This window comes from Micromonospora taraxaci (assembly GCF_007830095.1).
Taxonomy (GTDB): Bacteria; Actinomycetota; Actinomycetes; order Mycobacteriales; family Micromonosporaceae; genus Micromonospora; species Micromonospora taraxaci.
Genome location: NZ_VIWZ01000001.1, coordinates 3336862 through 3350204 on the forward strand (window position 1 = coordinate 3336862; position 13343 = coordinate 3350204).

The 13343-nt window shown below is 72.8% G+C and carries 16 protein-coding genes; 8 read left to right on the forward strand and 8 right to left on the reverse strand.

What is annotated here, in order from left to right:
• Positions 1-82: 82 nt before the first annotated feature.
• The 6 genes from FHU34_RS15260 to FHU34_RS15285 are packed head-to-tail and all read right to left on the reverse strand — an operon-like array spanning position 83 to position 5700.
• Positions 83-1099: a methyltransferase gene (locus tag FHU34_RS15260; RefSeq protein ID WP_145780957.1), complete on the reverse strand. Its 1017-nt coding sequence runs from the start codon at positions 1097-1099 to the stop codon at positions 83-85.
• Positions 1100-1141: 42 nt separating this feature from the next.
• Positions 1142-1771, reverse strand: coding sequence for a hypothetical protein (locus FHU34_RS15265; protein WP_145780959.1), 630 nt, complete (start codon positions 1769-1771; stop codon positions 1142-1144).
• Positions 1768-3174, reverse strand: a complete 1407-nt coding sequence (locus tag FHU34_RS15270) for a selenium-binding family protein (protein WP_145780960.1) — start codon at positions 3172-3174, stop codon at positions 1768-1770. Before FHU34_RS15270 ends, FHU34_RS15265 begins: the two co-directional genes overlap by 4 nt.
• Positions 3175-3188: 14 nt before the next feature.
• Complete coding sequence (locus tag FHU34_RS15275) at positions 3189-3920, reverse strand: ABC transporter ATP-binding protein (RefSeq protein ID WP_145780963.1); 732 nt, start codon at positions 3918-3920, stop codon at positions 3189-3191.
• On the reverse strand, positions 3893-4726 hold the full coding sequence (locus FHU34_RS15280; protein ID WP_145780966.1) for an ABC transporter permease: 834 nt from the start codon (positions 4724-4726) through the stop codon (positions 3893-3895). The genes FHU34_RS15275 and FHU34_RS15280 overlap by 28 nt, the downstream gene beginning before the upstream one ends.
• The gene (locus FHU34_RS15285) at positions 4723-5700 is read right to left on the reverse strand and encodes an aliphatic sulfonate ABC transporter substrate-binding protein (protein ID WP_145780968.1); all 978 of its coding nucleotides are present in this window, start codon (positions 5698-5700) and stop codon (positions 4723-4725) included. The genes FHU34_RS15280 and FHU34_RS15285 overlap by 4 nt, the downstream gene beginning before the upstream one ends.
• A 177-nt stretch (positions 5701-5877) precedes the next feature.
• On the opposite strand from FHU34_RS15285, the gene FHU34_RS15290 reads away from it, so the two are divergent.
• Positions 5878-7065 (forward strand): LLM class flavin-dependent oxidoreductase, encoded by a 1188-nt coding sequence (locus FHU34_RS15290; RefSeq protein ID WP_145780970.1) that lies wholly within the window; start codon positions 5878-5880, stop codon positions 7063-7065.
• A gap of 14 nt (positions 7066-7079) precedes the next feature.
• On the opposite strand, the gene FHU34_RS15295 is transcribed toward FHU34_RS15290, so the two are convergent.
• Positions 7080-7484, reverse strand: coding sequence for a hypothetical protein (locus tag FHU34_RS15295; protein ID WP_145780972.1), 405 nt, complete (start codon positions 7482-7484; stop codon positions 7080-7082).
• 320 nt (positions 7485-7804) lie between these two features.
• Here FHU34_RS15295 and FHU34_RS15300 point away from each other — a divergent pair, with 320 nt between their 5' ends.
• The 7 genes from FHU34_RS15300 (at position 7805) to FHU34_RS15330 (ending at position 12815) form a co-directional block, all read left to right on the forward strand.
• A complete protein-coding gene (locus FHU34_RS15300) occupies positions 7805-8107 on the forward strand; it encodes an urease subunit gamma (protein ID WP_088989237.1) in 303 nt (100 codons plus the stop codon).
• Positions 8104-8439: an urease subunit beta gene (locus FHU34_RS15305; RefSeq protein WP_145780974.1), complete on the forward strand. Its 336-nt coding sequence runs from the start codon at positions 8104-8106 to the stop codon at positions 8437-8439. Before FHU34_RS15300 ends, FHU34_RS15305 begins: the two co-directional genes overlap by 4 nt.
• Complete coding sequence (locus tag FHU34_RS15310) at positions 8436-10139, forward strand: urease subunit alpha (protein ID WP_145780977.1); 1704 nt, start codon at positions 8436-8438, stop codon at positions 10137-10139. Before FHU34_RS15305 ends, FHU34_RS15310 begins: the two co-directional genes overlap by 4 nt.
• On the forward strand, positions 10139-10843 hold the full coding sequence (locus FHU34_RS15315) for an urease accessory protein UreF (RefSeq protein ID WP_145780980.1): 705 nt from the start codon (positions 10139-10141) through the stop codon (positions 10841-10843). Before FHU34_RS15310 ends, FHU34_RS15315 begins: the two co-directional genes overlap by 1 nt.
• Positions 10833-11606, forward strand: a complete 774-nt coding sequence (gene ureG, locus FHU34_RS15320) for an urease accessory protein UreG (RefSeq protein ID WP_425280528.1) — start codon at positions 10833-10835, stop codon at positions 11604-11606. Before FHU34_RS15315 ends, ureG begins: the two co-directional genes overlap by 11 nt.
• Positions 11606-12322: an urease accessory protein UreD gene (locus tag FHU34_RS15325; protein WP_145780982.1), complete on the forward strand. Its 717-nt coding sequence runs from the start codon at positions 11606-11608 to the stop codon at positions 12320-12322. Before ureG ends, FHU34_RS15325 begins: the two co-directional genes overlap by 1 nt.
• A 118-nt stretch (positions 12323-12440) precedes the next feature.
• Positions 12441-12815: a cupin domain-containing protein gene (locus tag FHU34_RS15330; protein ID WP_145780984.1), complete on the forward strand. Its 375-nt coding sequence runs from the start codon at positions 12441-12443 to the stop codon at positions 12813-12815.
• Positions 12816-12836: 21 nt separating this feature from the next.
• On the opposite strand, the gene FHU34_RS15335 is transcribed toward FHU34_RS15330, so the two are convergent.
• The gene (locus FHU34_RS15335) at positions 12837-13301 is read right to left on the reverse strand and encodes a MarR family winged helix-turn-helix transcriptional regulator (RefSeq protein ID WP_145780986.1); all 465 of its coding nucleotides are present in this window, start codon (positions 13299-13301) and stop codon (positions 12837-12839) included.
• Between the last annotated feature and the right edge of the window lie 42 nt (positions 13302-13343).

The window sequence follows — 13343 nt, forward strand, 5'->3', positions numbered from 1 at the left end:
GGTAGCCGATCGGACACCAGCGCCGTGACGGCGCCGCGACACCCGGCCCACGGTTCGCACCGGGGCCGGGTGTCGTCGTCGGTCAGGCCCGGCGGGCCACCACCGCGCCGTTGGCGCCGGGCGCGTCGAACGGGACCGTCCGTACGTCGACGAAGCCCGCGTCGGTGAGCCAGGCGGCGTACTCGGCGCCCGAGTAGTTTCGACCGCCCTCGGTCTCAACCAGCATGTTCATGCCCATGAGGGCCGCCTCCGGTGGCCCGGTGCGCTCGTCGTTGAGCAGCAGCTCGCAGACGACGATCGCCCCGCCCGGTGGCAACGCCGCGTGGCAGCGGGCCAACAACGCCCGGTTCGTCGGCTCGTCCCAGTCGTGCAGGATCATGCTGAGCAGGATGACGTCGTGCCCCTCCGGCAGCGCCGGGTCGGCGAGGAAGTCACCGGCCACCGCGTCGATCCGCCCGGTCAGGCCGGCCTCCGCGATCCGCTCCCGGGCCCGGACGCACACGTGGGGCAGGTCCAGGACGGTGGCCCGCAGGTCGGGCAGGCGGCGGCAGAACTCGATCGGGAACGCGCCGGCCCCGCCACCGACGTCGAGAAGCCGGCGGTGCGCGGAGAAGTCGTAGGCGTCGGCCAGCGCGCTGGCGGTGAAGCTGGACGTGGAGAACATCGCGTCCCAGAACTGCGCCAGCATCTCCGGGTCGGCGGTGTCGAACATCGACTGTTGGGCCTCCGGGTCCCAGGTCAACGGCCGATCCGTGCGCAGCGCCTCGCCTATGCGGTGCCAGGGCAGGTAGGTGCGCAGGTCCGAGTAGCGGACCTGCGCCCCGAAGTAGTACGGGCGGCCCTCGACCAGGAACTGCTCGGCCAACTCGGAGTTGCGGTAGCCGTCGCCGGCCTTCTCCAACAGGCCGAGCGACGCGCTGGCGGCCAGCAGCAGGTCCGCGGGCCGGTCGGGCAGGCCGAACTCGGCGGAGGCTTCCTCGACGGTCATCGTCCGCCCGCCGGCCAGCCGGGTGAACAGGCCCAGCTCGACGCCGACCGCGAGGGTCTTGAACCCCCACACACCGGCCACCAGGTGCATGAGGGGAGTCGGAGAGATCATGCGGTCATCAGATCACGATTCGCGTCCGTCCACGATGGTCGGTCACGCCCGCAGCAGCGTGACCAGCCCGGCGGCCACCAGCACCCCGGCCCAGAGCCGGTCGACGTTGAACCACGCCCGGCGCAGCACCCCGACCCCGAGCACCTGGTAGACCAGCATCGCCACGACCACTGCGGTCCCGAGCATCGCCACGGTGTGCACGCCGGCCGCCGCGAGCCCGGTCAGCGCACCCACCGGCGCGGCGGCCAGGTGCCCGGAGTGACCCCCGGACACCGGCTCGGCCACCAGCAGCGGCAGCAGCATCAGCCCCGCGCCGTGCGCCGACGACATGAGGAACGACCAGCCGGCGAGCTGCGCCGCGGACAGCCGCATCCCCGCCCAGCGGAAGTGCCGCTCGGAGAGCAACCGCCACAGCCCGAAGGCCACCAGCAGCACGCCGCCGGCCACCGCGAGAGCGGTGCTCGCCGTCACCGAACGGGTCGCGCTGACCAGCGCGGCGACGATCCCCACCGAGGCGAGGTGCCCCGCCGCGATCGGCGGCAGTGCCCGCAGCAGCGCCGACCGGCTGCGCTCCTGGAGGCCCCGGGCCACCGCGAACAGCCACCCCATCGCCGGGTTCAGACCGTGGAACGCGCCGAGCACGGCGAGCGTCGCCAGGGCGGTGACGGTCACGGAAAGCAGTACGAGTCGGAGGACGCGTCCCCACCCTGCAAGCGCGTCTGGTGCACCCGCAGGCCCCGGAACTCGTCCCCGTGCGGGAAGAACCGCACGTCGGGGGTGAGGCCACCGGCGTCCACGTCGACGTCGAGCTTGGCCAGCCAGGCACCCACCCCGTCGGGGTAGAACTGGTCGTCCCACGCCCCGTAGAGCGAGTTGCTGACGTAGACCCGCCGGCCGTCGCGGCTGACCTCCACCATCTGCGGACCACCGGCCAGGGCCTCGTCCGGCGCGGACGGGTGAGCGGTGCGGCGGACGATCCCGCCGAGGTGCACCGAGCCGGTCTGCACCGGGTGAAGCGGGTCGCTGACGTCGTACTGGCGCAGCTCACCCGTGCCCCAGCAGGAGACGTAGAGGAACCGGTCGTCGACCGACAGGTCGATGTCGGTCACCAGCGGTGGCACCGCGCCGAACGGCTTGAGCAGGTCGGGCAGGTCCGCCGGATCGGCCGGCTCAGCCGGGATGTCGATCACCTTGGTGACCGCCCAGGCGTCGCCGTCGCGGTGCCACAGCCAGATCGACGCGGACAGGTCCTCGACGCTGATGACCACCCCGACGAACCCGTACGACTTGGTGGGGTCGTGCGCCGGACGCAGCTCCAGCGGCATCTGGTACTGGTCGCCCAGGTCGACCCGCTGGACGTGCCGGCGTTTCGCGAGGTCCCAGAAGTGGATGGCGTGCCCGTAGCGCCGGCCCAGCAGCAACTCGCCGATGATGCCGTCCTCGATCATCGACGGGGTGCCCCACTCGCTGGTGACCAGCACGTCCTGGGTGAGGTGCCACCACACGTCGTACGCGAGGAACTGCGGGCCCCGGTCGGCCTCCCACGCTCCGCGTACCTCGAAGGTGGTGTGGTCGAGGACGGCGATGCCTCCGGGCCCCTCCTCGCCGTCCGCGCCGCCGAGAGCGGAGAGGTAGATGCCGTCCGGCCCACAGTGCACTGTGTGCGGCCGGGAGTAGCCGGCCCTCTTCGCCAGCTCCTCCGGGCCGATCACCTTGACGACCTGGGGCTGGCGCGGGTCGGGCTGGGTGTCGATCACGTGGATGCGCGACGACCGTAGGCCGGGCACGATCAGGTAGCGCCGCTCCACGTGCGGGTGCGGAGCGGTCGGGCAGAGCGCGCTGCTGCACGCGTTCCACCCGAAGTGGTGCAGCTCGTCGCCGACGTGGGGCAGGTCGGTCCAGCCCACGACCCGACCGTAGTCGGGGGAGTCGGGGTCGGTGTCCAGCACCACGATGGCGTCCGGACGGCTGGCCGTACGGTCGAAGGCCGCCACGTAGGCGAGCTTCTCCGCCGGCGCGGTCACCGCCTCGCGGGGGGAGGGGTAGAACGTGGGATCGGGGGTCCAGCGGGTCATCACAGCTCCGCTCGTCAGGTGGTGGGAACGCCGAGTCGGTCGAGCAGGTGGCGGCGCAGCGCGCCGAAGGCCGGGTCGTCCGGCGTACGGGTGGGGCCGAGGTCGACGGGCAGTTCCGCGGCGATGCGGCCCTCGTCGAGGAGCAGAATCCGGTCGGCGAGCAGCAGCGCCTCCTCCACGTCGTGGGTGACCAGCAGTGCGGCGAAGCCGTGCTCGGCGCGGAGTCGGCGCAGCAGGATCTGCATCCGCAGGCGGGTCAGCGCGTCCAGGGCGCCGAACGGCTCGTCGAGCAGCAGCAGGTCCGGCTCGCGGACCAGCGCTCGTGCGACGGCCACCCGTTGTGCCTGCCCGCCGGACAGCTCGGCCGGCCAGGCGTGGTGCCGCTCGGCGAGCCCGACCTCGGCCAACGCCCGTTGGATGCGCCCGGAGATGTCCGCACCCGACAGCCCGAGCCCGACGTTGGCCGCGACCCGCTTCCAGGGCAGCAGACGGTGCTCCTGGAACACCACAGCGGCGGTGCCGTGCACGACGATCTGACCGCTGGCCTCGCCGTCCAGCCCGGCGAGAATCCGCAGGAGGGTGCTCTTGCCGGAGCCGCTGCCGCCCAGCAGGGCGACCACTTCGCGGCGCGCGATGGTCAGGTCGACCCCGGCCAGCACGACAGTCGGCCCGAACGCCCGGTGCACCGCGTGAGCGGTCAGCACCGGCGTCGCGCCGTTCAGGTGGCCCGCAGTCCGCGACGCCATGTCAACATCCTCCTCTCCAGGATGCGCAGCGCACTGTCGGATATCAGCCCGAGCAGGGCGTAGACGAGCAGGCCGAGCACCACCACGTCGGTCTGGCTGAACTCCCGCGCCTCCATCATCAGGAAGCCGATCCCGGTCTGGGCGTTGACCTGCTCACCGACGACCAGGCTGAGCCAGGCCGCGCCGATCGCCAGCCGTAGGCCGAGGAAGAGGGACGGCAGTGCGCCGGGCAGCACCACGTGGCGCAGGCGGGCGGCCTGCCCCAGCCCGCAGGTGCGGGCCGCCTCCACCAGCCGTTCGTCGATGTCCCGGATGCCGGCGTAGGTGTTGAAGTAGATGGGGAAGAACGCGCCGAGGGCCACCAGACTGATCTTCAGTGACTCGCCGATCCCGACCCAGATGATCAGCAGCGGGACCAGGCCCAGGTGGGGCAGCATCCGGGCCATCTGCACCGGCGGGTCGACCAGGTCGTCACCGAGCCGCAGCAGCCCGGCCACTGTGCCCAGGGCGAGCGCCAGCAGGCCGCCGATCAGCAGGCCCGCCCCGGCCCGGGTGAGGGAGTCCAGCAGGTGGATGCCGAGTGTGCCGTCCCGGCTCAGTCGCCAGCCGGTGGCCAGGACGTCGCTGGGCGCTGGCAGCTTCTCCGGTGCCAGCAGCCCGGTCCGCGCGGCCATCTCCCAGCCCAGGACCAGGGCCACCGGGCTGACCAGCCGCCACCAGCGTCGGGCCGGCCGCTGCCGCCGGGGCGCGACAGGTGGCACTGCCACTGTCTCGCTGGGCGCCTCGACCAGTGTCGTACGGCTCACTGGAACACCTCGTTGAACCGGCCGTCGACCCGGGACCGGATGTCGACCGGCCCGGGGATGAGGTCGAGGGCGATGAAGCTGTCGGTGATCGCCTGGAGTTCGTCGCCGATGGCCGGGGTGACCGGGGCGAGGGGTTTGGCGCTGCGGGCCAGGGCGCGGCTGGTGACGTCCTGCGGGATCTTCAGCTCTGGTGCGAGGGTGCTGGCCCGCTCCTCGGGGTGGGCGATGCCCCAGTCGGTCACCTCGCGGTAGCGCTGGAGGAACTCCCGGATGTCGTCCGACCTCTTCTCGACCGCGTCGGGTGCGGCCAGGACGTACTCACGGTTGCTGGCCAGGTTGGTGGCGTCGGCGAGCACCTGGACCCCGGGTTGCTCGGCCAGGGCGAAGTACGGATCCCAGATCACCCAGGCGTCGACCTGGCCGCCGTCGAACGCGGGCCGCCCCTCGGCGGGCTTGAGGTACTTGACCTGGATGTCCTTCAGGGTCATGTTGTTCGCCTTCAAGAGCTGGACCAGCAGCCAGTGCACGTTGGACCCCTTGTTGAGGGCCACCGTCCTGCCCTTGAGGTCGGCGAAGCTGCGGTAGCCGCGATCGGCTTTGACCAGCACGGCCTCACCCTGCGGGATCGGCGCCGACGTGCCGATGATGGAGAACGGGATCTTCCCGGCTGCGGCGAAGACCGGTGGTGCCTCGCCGACCTGTCCGATGTCGATGGAGCCGGCCTTGAGCGCCTCGGTGAGCGCCGGGCCGCTCTCGAACAGCGACCACTCCACGTTCGGCGCCGCGCCGCGCGCCTTGACCAGGCTCAGCCCGCCGAAGCGCTGGTAGCCGATCCGGAGCTTGCTCGCGGTGCCGCCGGCATCGGCGGACCCGCCGCACGCGCTCACCGTGACCGTGGCGAGCAGCGCCACTGTGGTGAGCGCGGCCGTCAGGAGGCGGCGGCGCGGGAGGCGACTCGTCGACGGGATGGGCATGGCGGCTCCTCGGTCGGGCATGCGGGTGGAGGCGCATCGACAGGTGTCGGCGCCGTGGCAGGTAGCCTACTAACCCGATAGGTTTTATGGGTAGGCTGTCCGCGGGATCGTCCCACCCCTCAGGAGGTGCCGCATCGTCGCGTGCGCCGACCGCTCCCGCTGGAGGAAAGAGCCGCGATGACCCTCACCTTCCACTGGTTCCTGCCCACCAACGGCGACAGCCGGGACATCGTCGGCGGCGGACACGGCGTGCCGACCGGCGCCGCCGGAGGCGCCCGCCCGGCCAGCGTGGCCTACCTCGGGCAGATCGCCCGCACCGCCGAACAGCTCGGGTTCGTCGGCGCGCTCACCCCGACCGGCGCCTGGTGCGAGGACGCCTGGCTGACCACCGCGATGCTGAGCGAGGTGACCGAGCGGCTGAAGTTCCTGGTCGCCTTCCGGCCCGGTCTGCTGTCCCCGACCCTGGCCGCCCAGATGGCCTCGACCTTCCAGCGGCTGTCGAAGGGCCGCCTCCTGCTCAACGTGGTCACCGGTGGCGAGTCGCAGGAACAGCGGGCCTACGGCGACTTCCTGGACAAGGACGCCCGGTACGCGCGGGCCGACGAGTTCCTGCACGTCGTCCACTCGCTGTGGCGGGGTGAGACGGTCGACCACACGGGCACCCACCTGCGCGTCGAGCAGGCGCGGCTGCACCGGCTGCCGGACCCGGTCCCGCCGGTCTACTTCGGTGGCTCGTCCGCCGCCGCCCTGCCCGTGGCCGTGCGGCACAGCGACGTCTACCTCACCTGGGGCGAGCCACCGGCCCAGGTCGCCGAGAAGGTCGGCCGGGTCCGGGCGCTGGCCGCCGACGTCGGGCGGGACCTGCGCTTCGGCATCCGGCTGCACGTCATCGCCCGGGACACCGCCGACGAGGCGTGGGCGCAGGCCCGCCGCCTGCTCGACGGCATCGCCGAGGCCGACATCCGGGCCGTGCAGGAGGGGCTGCGCCGCAGCGAGTCGGAGGGGCAGCGTCGGATGCTCGACCTGCACGGCGGATCCCGCGACAGCCTGGAGGTCGCGCCCAACCTGTGGGCCGGCGTGGGACTGGTGCGGGGAGGGGCCGGCACCGCACTCGTCGGCAGCCACACCGAGATCGCCGACCGGATCGCCGAGTACCACGCACTCGGCATCGACGAGTTCGTCCTCTCCGGCTATCCGCACCTGGAGGAGGCGTACTGGTTCGGCGAGGGTGTGCTGCCGATCCTGCGCGACCGAGGGCTGTGGCGGCACCCCGACGGGCAGCCGGAGTCGACGGAGCACGTCGACGTCCCCTTCGCCGGTTCGGCGCCACCCCGCGCGGTGCCGGAGCCGGTCGCGAGCCGCTGACCCGGCGGCTGGAGTTAGACGGGTCGGTCGGGAGAGCGCCGGCCGACCCGCCGCGCGGTGAGGCTCACCGCCGTGCTGCCGGCGGCCATCCCGACCAGCACCAGCACCGCCCCGACGGCCCACAGGCCGCTGTCGTCGGTGGACGCCGCCCGCCACGTCCAGGCCGCCGTGAAGGCGACTGTCATCACCGGCACCACCAGCCACGGGCTGAGTCGTCTACCGGCGAGCGCGGCCAGCAGAACGAGCGTCAGCACACAGCCGAGCACCTGCCACGCCTCGTACGGGCCGCTTGTCGCACCGGTCTCCGCGTCGACCGTGTACCCGTTGTCCCAGCCCAGCCAGAGCAGCCAGGCCCCGACCGTGGCCGCCGCCAGGAACAGGACACCGAGCAGTGCGTGCGTACCCCTCGTCGCCGTCATCGGACGATCATGCCCGGCACGACGCGGAAGCGGAATGAGCCCCGGTACCCAGACCCCGACGCGATTCCGCCCGGACTGTTGCCCCGGCCGGTGGTGATCCTCTACGGTCGGCTCAGCGGTGGGCGGTGCGGTCCGCATCCGACCGGACACCGCCGGTTGCCCGTCGTGCGGGCCGGGATGGTGGAGTCCCGGGTCGCCCCGTCGGCGGGAGACTCGGCGGTCGTGTGACTCCAGCTCGTACCCCGGGTGTTGCTGCCCGGCGCGGCTCCCTGCGGGGCCGACGGCGAGCCGGGCACGCCGATCCCACCGGGAGAAGCCCCGTGTTCCTCAGCCCGCACGAGCAGGACCGTCTGCTCGTCCACGTGGCGGCTGATGTCGCCCGCGCCCGCCGCGAGCGCGGCCTGCGCCTCAACTACCCCGAAGCCGTCGCGATCATCACCGCGTTCCTGCTCGAAGGGGCCCGCGACGGCCGGTCCGTGGTCGACCTGATGGCGGCCGGCCGGACCGTGCTCGGCCGCGACGACGTCCAGGACGGCATCCCCGAGCTGCTGAGGGAGGTGCAGGTGGAGGCGACGTTCCCGGACGGCACCAAGCTGGTGACGGTGCACCACCCGATCCCGTGATCCCAGGGGAGATCCTGCCGGCGTCCGATCCGGTCGAGATCAACGTGGGCCGCCCGGTGACCACCGTGCTCGTGGTCAACACCGCCGACCGGCCGGTGCAGGTGGGCTCGCACTACCACTTTGCCGAGGCCAACCCGGCGTTGTCGTTCGACCGGGGCGCCGCCTGGGGGCAGCGGCTCGCCGTGCCGGCGGGCACCTCGGTCCGGTTCGAGCCGGGCATCAGCCGCAGCGTCGACCTCGTCCCGTTCGGCGGAGCGCGCATCGTGCCGGGGCTGCGCGGCGAGTGCGCCGGCCCGCTGGACCGGTCACCGGCCGACGGGTCGTCGCGGTGAGCGCCGTGCGGCGCGACCGCTACATCGACCTGTACGGGCCCACGACCGGCGACCGGATCCGGCTGGCCGACACCAACCTGCTGATCGAGGTGGAGACCGATCACTGCGTCGGCGGTGACGAGGCGGTCTTCGGTGGCGGGAAGGTGATCCGCGAGTCGATGGGCCAGTCCCGGGCTACCCGCGCCGAAGGGGCACTGGACACCGTCATCACCGGCGCGGTGGTGCTCGACCACTGGGGTGTGGTCAAGGCCGACGTGGGGCTGCGCGACGGACGGATCGTGGCGCTCGGTCGGGCCGGCAACCCGGACACCATGCCCGGTGTCCACCCCGACCTGGTGATCGGCCCGTCGACCGAGGTGATCGCCGGCAACGGCCGGATCCTCACCGCCGGCGCGGTGGACACCCACGTGCACTTCATCTGCCCGCAGATCGTCACCGAGGCCCTGGCCAGTGGCATCACCACACTCGTCGGCGGCGGCACCGGGCCAGCCGAGGGGACGCGGGCGACCACCGTCACGCCGAACGGATGGCACCTGGCCCGGATGCACGAGGCGTTGGACACGATGCCGGTCAACGTGCTGCTTCTCGGCAAGGGGAACACCGTCTCGGAAGAGGCGCTGTGGGAGCAGTTGCGGGCCGGCGCGGGCGGTTTCAAGCTGCACGAGGACTGGGGCACCACGCCGGCGGCGATCGACGCCTGCCTACGGGTGGCGGACGCGTCCGGGGTGCAGGTGTCGATCCACACCGACACGCTCAACGAGGCCGGTTTCGTCGCCGACACCCTGCGGGCGATCGGGGGCCGGGCCATCCACTCGTACCACACCGAGGGGGCCGGCGGCGGGCACGCGCCGGACATCATCACGGTCGCCAGCGAGCCGAACGTGTTGCCGTCGTCGACCAACCCGACCCGGCCGTACACCGCCAACACCCTCGCCGAGCACCTGGACATGCTGATGGTCTGCCACCACCTCAACCCGTCCGTGCCGGAGGACCTGGCCTTCGCGGAGAGCCGGATCCGGCCGTCCACCATGGCAGCCGAGGACCTGCTGCACGACCTCGGCGCGATCTCCATCATCGGCTCGGACGCGCAGGCGATGGGCCGGGTCGGCGAGGTGATCCTGCGGACCTGGCAGAGCGCGCACGTGATGAAGGACCGGGTGGGCGCGCTGCCCGGCGACGGCGCCGCCGACAACCACCGGGCCCGGCGGTACGTGGCGAAGTACACCATCTGCGCGGCCATGGCGAACGGGCTGGAACGGGAGATCGGCTCGGTCGAGCCGGGCAAACTCGCCGATCTGGTGCTGTGGGATCCGGCGTTCTTCGGCGTACGACCGCACCTGGTGATCAAGGGCGGCATGATCGCGTACGCCCAGATGGGTGACGCGAACGCCTCGATCCCGACGCCGCAGCCGATGCTGCCCCGGCCGATGTTCGGGGCGTACGGTACCGCGGCGGCGGCCACCAGCCTGGCGTTCGTGGCGCCGGCGGCACTGGACGCGGGGCTGCGCCTGGACGTACGACGTCGGGTCGTGCCGGTCAACGACGTGCGCTCGCGGGGCAAGGCCGACCTGCCGGAGAACAACGCCATGCCGCGCATCGAGGTGGACCCGGACACCTTCACCGTGCGGATCGACGGGCAGGTGGTGGAGCCGGACCCGGTGACGCGCCTGCCGATGGCCCAGCGGTACTTCCTGTTCTGATGGCGACGCCGAGTCTGCTGTTGCTGGTGGCCGACGGGCGCTTCCCGGCCGGGGCGCACGCGCACTCCGGAGGTCTGGAGGCGGCCGTCGCCGCCGGCCGGGTCACCGACCTGGCGACGTTGGAGGACTTCCTGGCCGGACGGTTGGCCACCGCGGGTCTGGTCGGTGCGGCGTTCGCGGCCGCCGCGCACCGCGCCGCCGTGTCCGGGAGCGCCGGTGCGGACGAGGCGGCCCGGTCGAGCGCGTTGGTTCAGCTCGACGCGGAGCTGGACGCGCGTACCGCCGCCCCGACCCTGCGGGAGGTTTCCCGCCGGCAGGGCCGGGCGCTGCTGCGTGCCGGCCGGACCATCTGGCCGGACGCTCCGTTCGGGGACCTGCCCGCGACACCGTGCGGAGTGCACCAACCGTTGGTGCTCGGGCTGCTCTGCGCCGCGGCCGGGCTGTCCCGCCTCGACACCGCCACTGTCGCCGCCTACGGGACGGTGACCGGGGCGGCCAGCGCCGGCGTACGTCTGCTCGGCCTCGACCCGTACCGCGTCCAGGCCCTGCTGGTCGGCCTCGCCGACGCCTGCGACGGCACGGCCGCCGAAGCGGCGCGGGCCGCCGACGGTCCACCGGAGCGGCTGCCGGCCGCCGCCGCTCCACTCGCCGACATCCATGCCGAAATCCATGCCACCTGGGAGGTGCGTCTCTTTGCGTCCTGACACCGCTGTGCCCACCGCCGAGTCGACCACACTGCTGTCGACCGCCGCGCCGCACGACGAGACCGTTCCACACACCCATCCCGAGCCGGGGGTGGATCCGCACCCGCCGCTGCCGCGTCCGGGCCGCGCCCTGCGGGTCGGCATCGGCGGACCGGTCGGGTCCGGCAAGACGGCCCTGGTGGCCGCGCTCTGCCGTGCCTTCGCCGACGAGCTGCGGCTCGGGGTGGTGACCAACGACATCTACACCACCGAGGACGCCGACTTCCTCCGACGGGCCGGAGTGCTGGACCCGGCGCGCATCCGCGCGGTGGAGACAGGCTGCTGCCCGCACACGGCGATCCGTGACGACATCGGCGCGAACCTGGACGCCGTCGACGAGCTGGCCGAGGCGGTCGGCCCGTTGGACCTGGTCCTGGTGGAGAGCGGTGGAGACAACCTGACCGCGACCTTCAGCCGAGGGCTCGTCGACCGGCAGATCTTCGTGGTGGACGTGGCCGGAGGGGACAAGGTGCCCCGCAAGGGTGGCCCGGGAGTCAGCGCCGCCGACCTCCTCGTCATCAACAAGACCGATCTGGCGCCGCTCGTGGGTGCCGACCTCGCCGTCATGGACCGGGACGCGCGGGCGCGGCGCGGCGACCTGCCGACCGTCTTCCTGTCCATCGTGGGAGACCCGACGGCGAGTCGCGTCGCCGACTGGATCCGGCACGAGTTGGCCCACCACGCCGCCCTGCACCCGCTCGCCGTGCCGGTGGAGCCGCACTGATGCGTGCGCTCGCCCGGCTGGTCGCCAGGGCCGACGGCCGGGGCGGGACGACACTGGTCGAGCTGCGCGGCGAGACGCCGCTCCTGCTGCGCCAGACCCCCGCCGACGGTGGTGTCGCCACGGTGCACCTCGTCGGCGGGGCGGCCGGCCCGCTCGCCGGCGACGATCTGCGGCTGGAGATCGAGGTGGGAGCGGGCGCGGCGGTGCGGGTGCACACCGTCGCCGCAGCGATCGCCCTGCCGGGCCGGCCGGGTGCGGTGTCCCGGATGACGGTGCGGGCGGTGGTGCACGCCGGTGCCACCCTGCACTGGCTTCCCGAGCAGTTGGTCGCTGCGGCCGGCTGCGCGCACCTCGCCGAATCCCGGGTCGAACTGGCCGCCGGGTCGAGCCTGCGGTGGCGCGACGAGCTGGTCTGCGGTCGGTACGGCGAGTCGCCCGGCGGCGCGGTCGTGCACACGCAGGTCGACTACGCGGATCGGCCGCTGCTGCGTCAGTCCCTGGCGGTGGGACCGCACGCGCCCGGCTGGGCCGGCCCCGCGGTGCTCGGTGGGGCGCCGGCCACCGGTTCGTTGCTGGTGGTCGACGAATCGCGACCCGTCGAGCCGGCGGCGGTGGACGGGACCGTCGCCCGACTGCCGCTGGCCGGCGGACCGGCGACCCTCTGGACCGCCACCGCCCCGGACGCGCACACCCTGCGTGCCCATCTCACCCCGTGAGGAGGTGCGGTCCCGGGCCTTCGTGTTCGGCATCCTCGCCCGGGACGGGTCTGCCGCCCCATATGGTCGAAAACACCCGCGACTGCGGGTCGCGCACGACGGTGCACAGGAGGCCGTGATGAGTGGGAACGATCGACCCGAGGGCATCAGTCCGACGGCGGTGGAGGGAGCGCCGGGCCTGTGGCGCGTCGACCTGCAGAGGCACGATCTCAGCATTCCGGGGCGTGAGGTCGTGCAGAGTCGGGTGGAGTTCACGCCGGACTCGCCGCCGTTCAAGCACTTCCACCCCGGCGAGGAGATCATCTGCGTGCTCCAGGGATCGCTGGAGTACACGCTCGAGGGTCAACCACCCGTGGTGTGCAACGTGGGTGACGCCCTCACTGTGCCGTACGGGGTTCACCACCAGGCGAAGAACGTCGGCGGGGGTGTCGCCGTCGAACTGGCCACGTACGTCGTGGAGAAGGGCAAACCGCTGCTCACCAAGGTCGAGTGAGCCGACGAGACGGTGCGCGGGTCAGCGGCGTGAGCCGGTCGCGTCGGCGCGGTCGCCACGGCGCGTCGGGTCGAGGCGGTCGACCAGGTCGTCGAGCCGCTGGACCAGGCCGGTGCCCGTCGGGATGCCCAGCTCGGCCAGGCTGGCCCGAACCCGCTGGTCGAGCCGTTCGTGCTCGCGTCGGCCCCGCGTCGTGAGGTACGCGCGGATCCGTCGACGGTCCAGTGGGTCTATCCGGCGGAAGACGAGGTTGCGGTCGACAAGGTGGTCGACCAGTTTGGTGAGGGTGCCAGGAGGCAGCGACGCCTCGGCGGACACCTCGCTCATCGGGTGACCCTGGCCGTCGGCGAGGAGGCAGAGCACCCGCCACGCCTCGATCGTCAGCGCGTCGTCGGCCAGCACGGCGCCCAGCCGGCGGGAGAGCAGCCGTTCGGCGCGGGTGAGCGAGCGCAGCAGGTCGGCTGGCGCCCCGGGCACGTCTGACATGCAACTCCCTGGTCCGGTGGCCCCGCCATGGTACCGAGTCGT

Coding starts and splice junctions, on each gene's coding strand:
- FHU34_RS15330 (WP_145780984.1), top strand. CDS start 12,441: ATGAGTGGGAACGATCGACCCGAGGGCATCAGTCCGACGGCGGTGGAG.
- FHU34_RS15315 (WP_145780980.1), top strand. CDS start 10,139: ATGGCGACGCCGAGTCTGCTGTTGCTGGTGGCCGACGGGCGCTTCCCG.
- FHU34_RS15325 (WP_145780982.1), top strand. CDS start 11,606: ATGCGTGCGCTCGCCCGGCTGGTCGCCAGGGCCGACGGCCGGGGCGGG.
- FHU34_RS15335 (WP_145780986.1), bottom strand. CDS start 13,301: ATGTCAGACGTGCCCGGGGCGCCAGCCGACCTGCTGCGCTCGCTCACC.
- FHU34_RS15290 (WP_145780970.1), top strand. CDS start 5,878: ATGACCCTCACCTTCCACTGGTTCCTGCCCACCAACGGCGACAGCCGG.
- FHU34_RS15270 (WP_145780960.1), bottom strand. CDS start 3,174: ATGACCCGCTGGACCCCCGATCCCACGTTCTACCCCTCCCCCCGCGAG.
- FHU34_RS15275 (WP_145780963.1), bottom strand. CDS start 3,920: ATGGCGTCGCGGACTGCGGGCCACCTGAACGGCGCGACGCCGGTGCTG.
- FHU34_RS15260 (WP_145780957.1), bottom strand. CDS start 1,099: ATGATCTCTCCGACTCCCCTCATGCACCTGGTGGCCGGTGTGTGGGGG.
- FHU34_RS15295 (WP_145780972.1), bottom strand. CDS start 7,484: ATGACGGCGACGAGGGGTACGCACGCACTGCTCGGTGTCCTGTTCCTG.
- FHU34_RS15285 (WP_145780968.1), bottom strand. CDS start 5,700: ATGCCCATCCCGTCGACGAGTCGCCTCCCGCGCCGCCGCCTCCTGACG.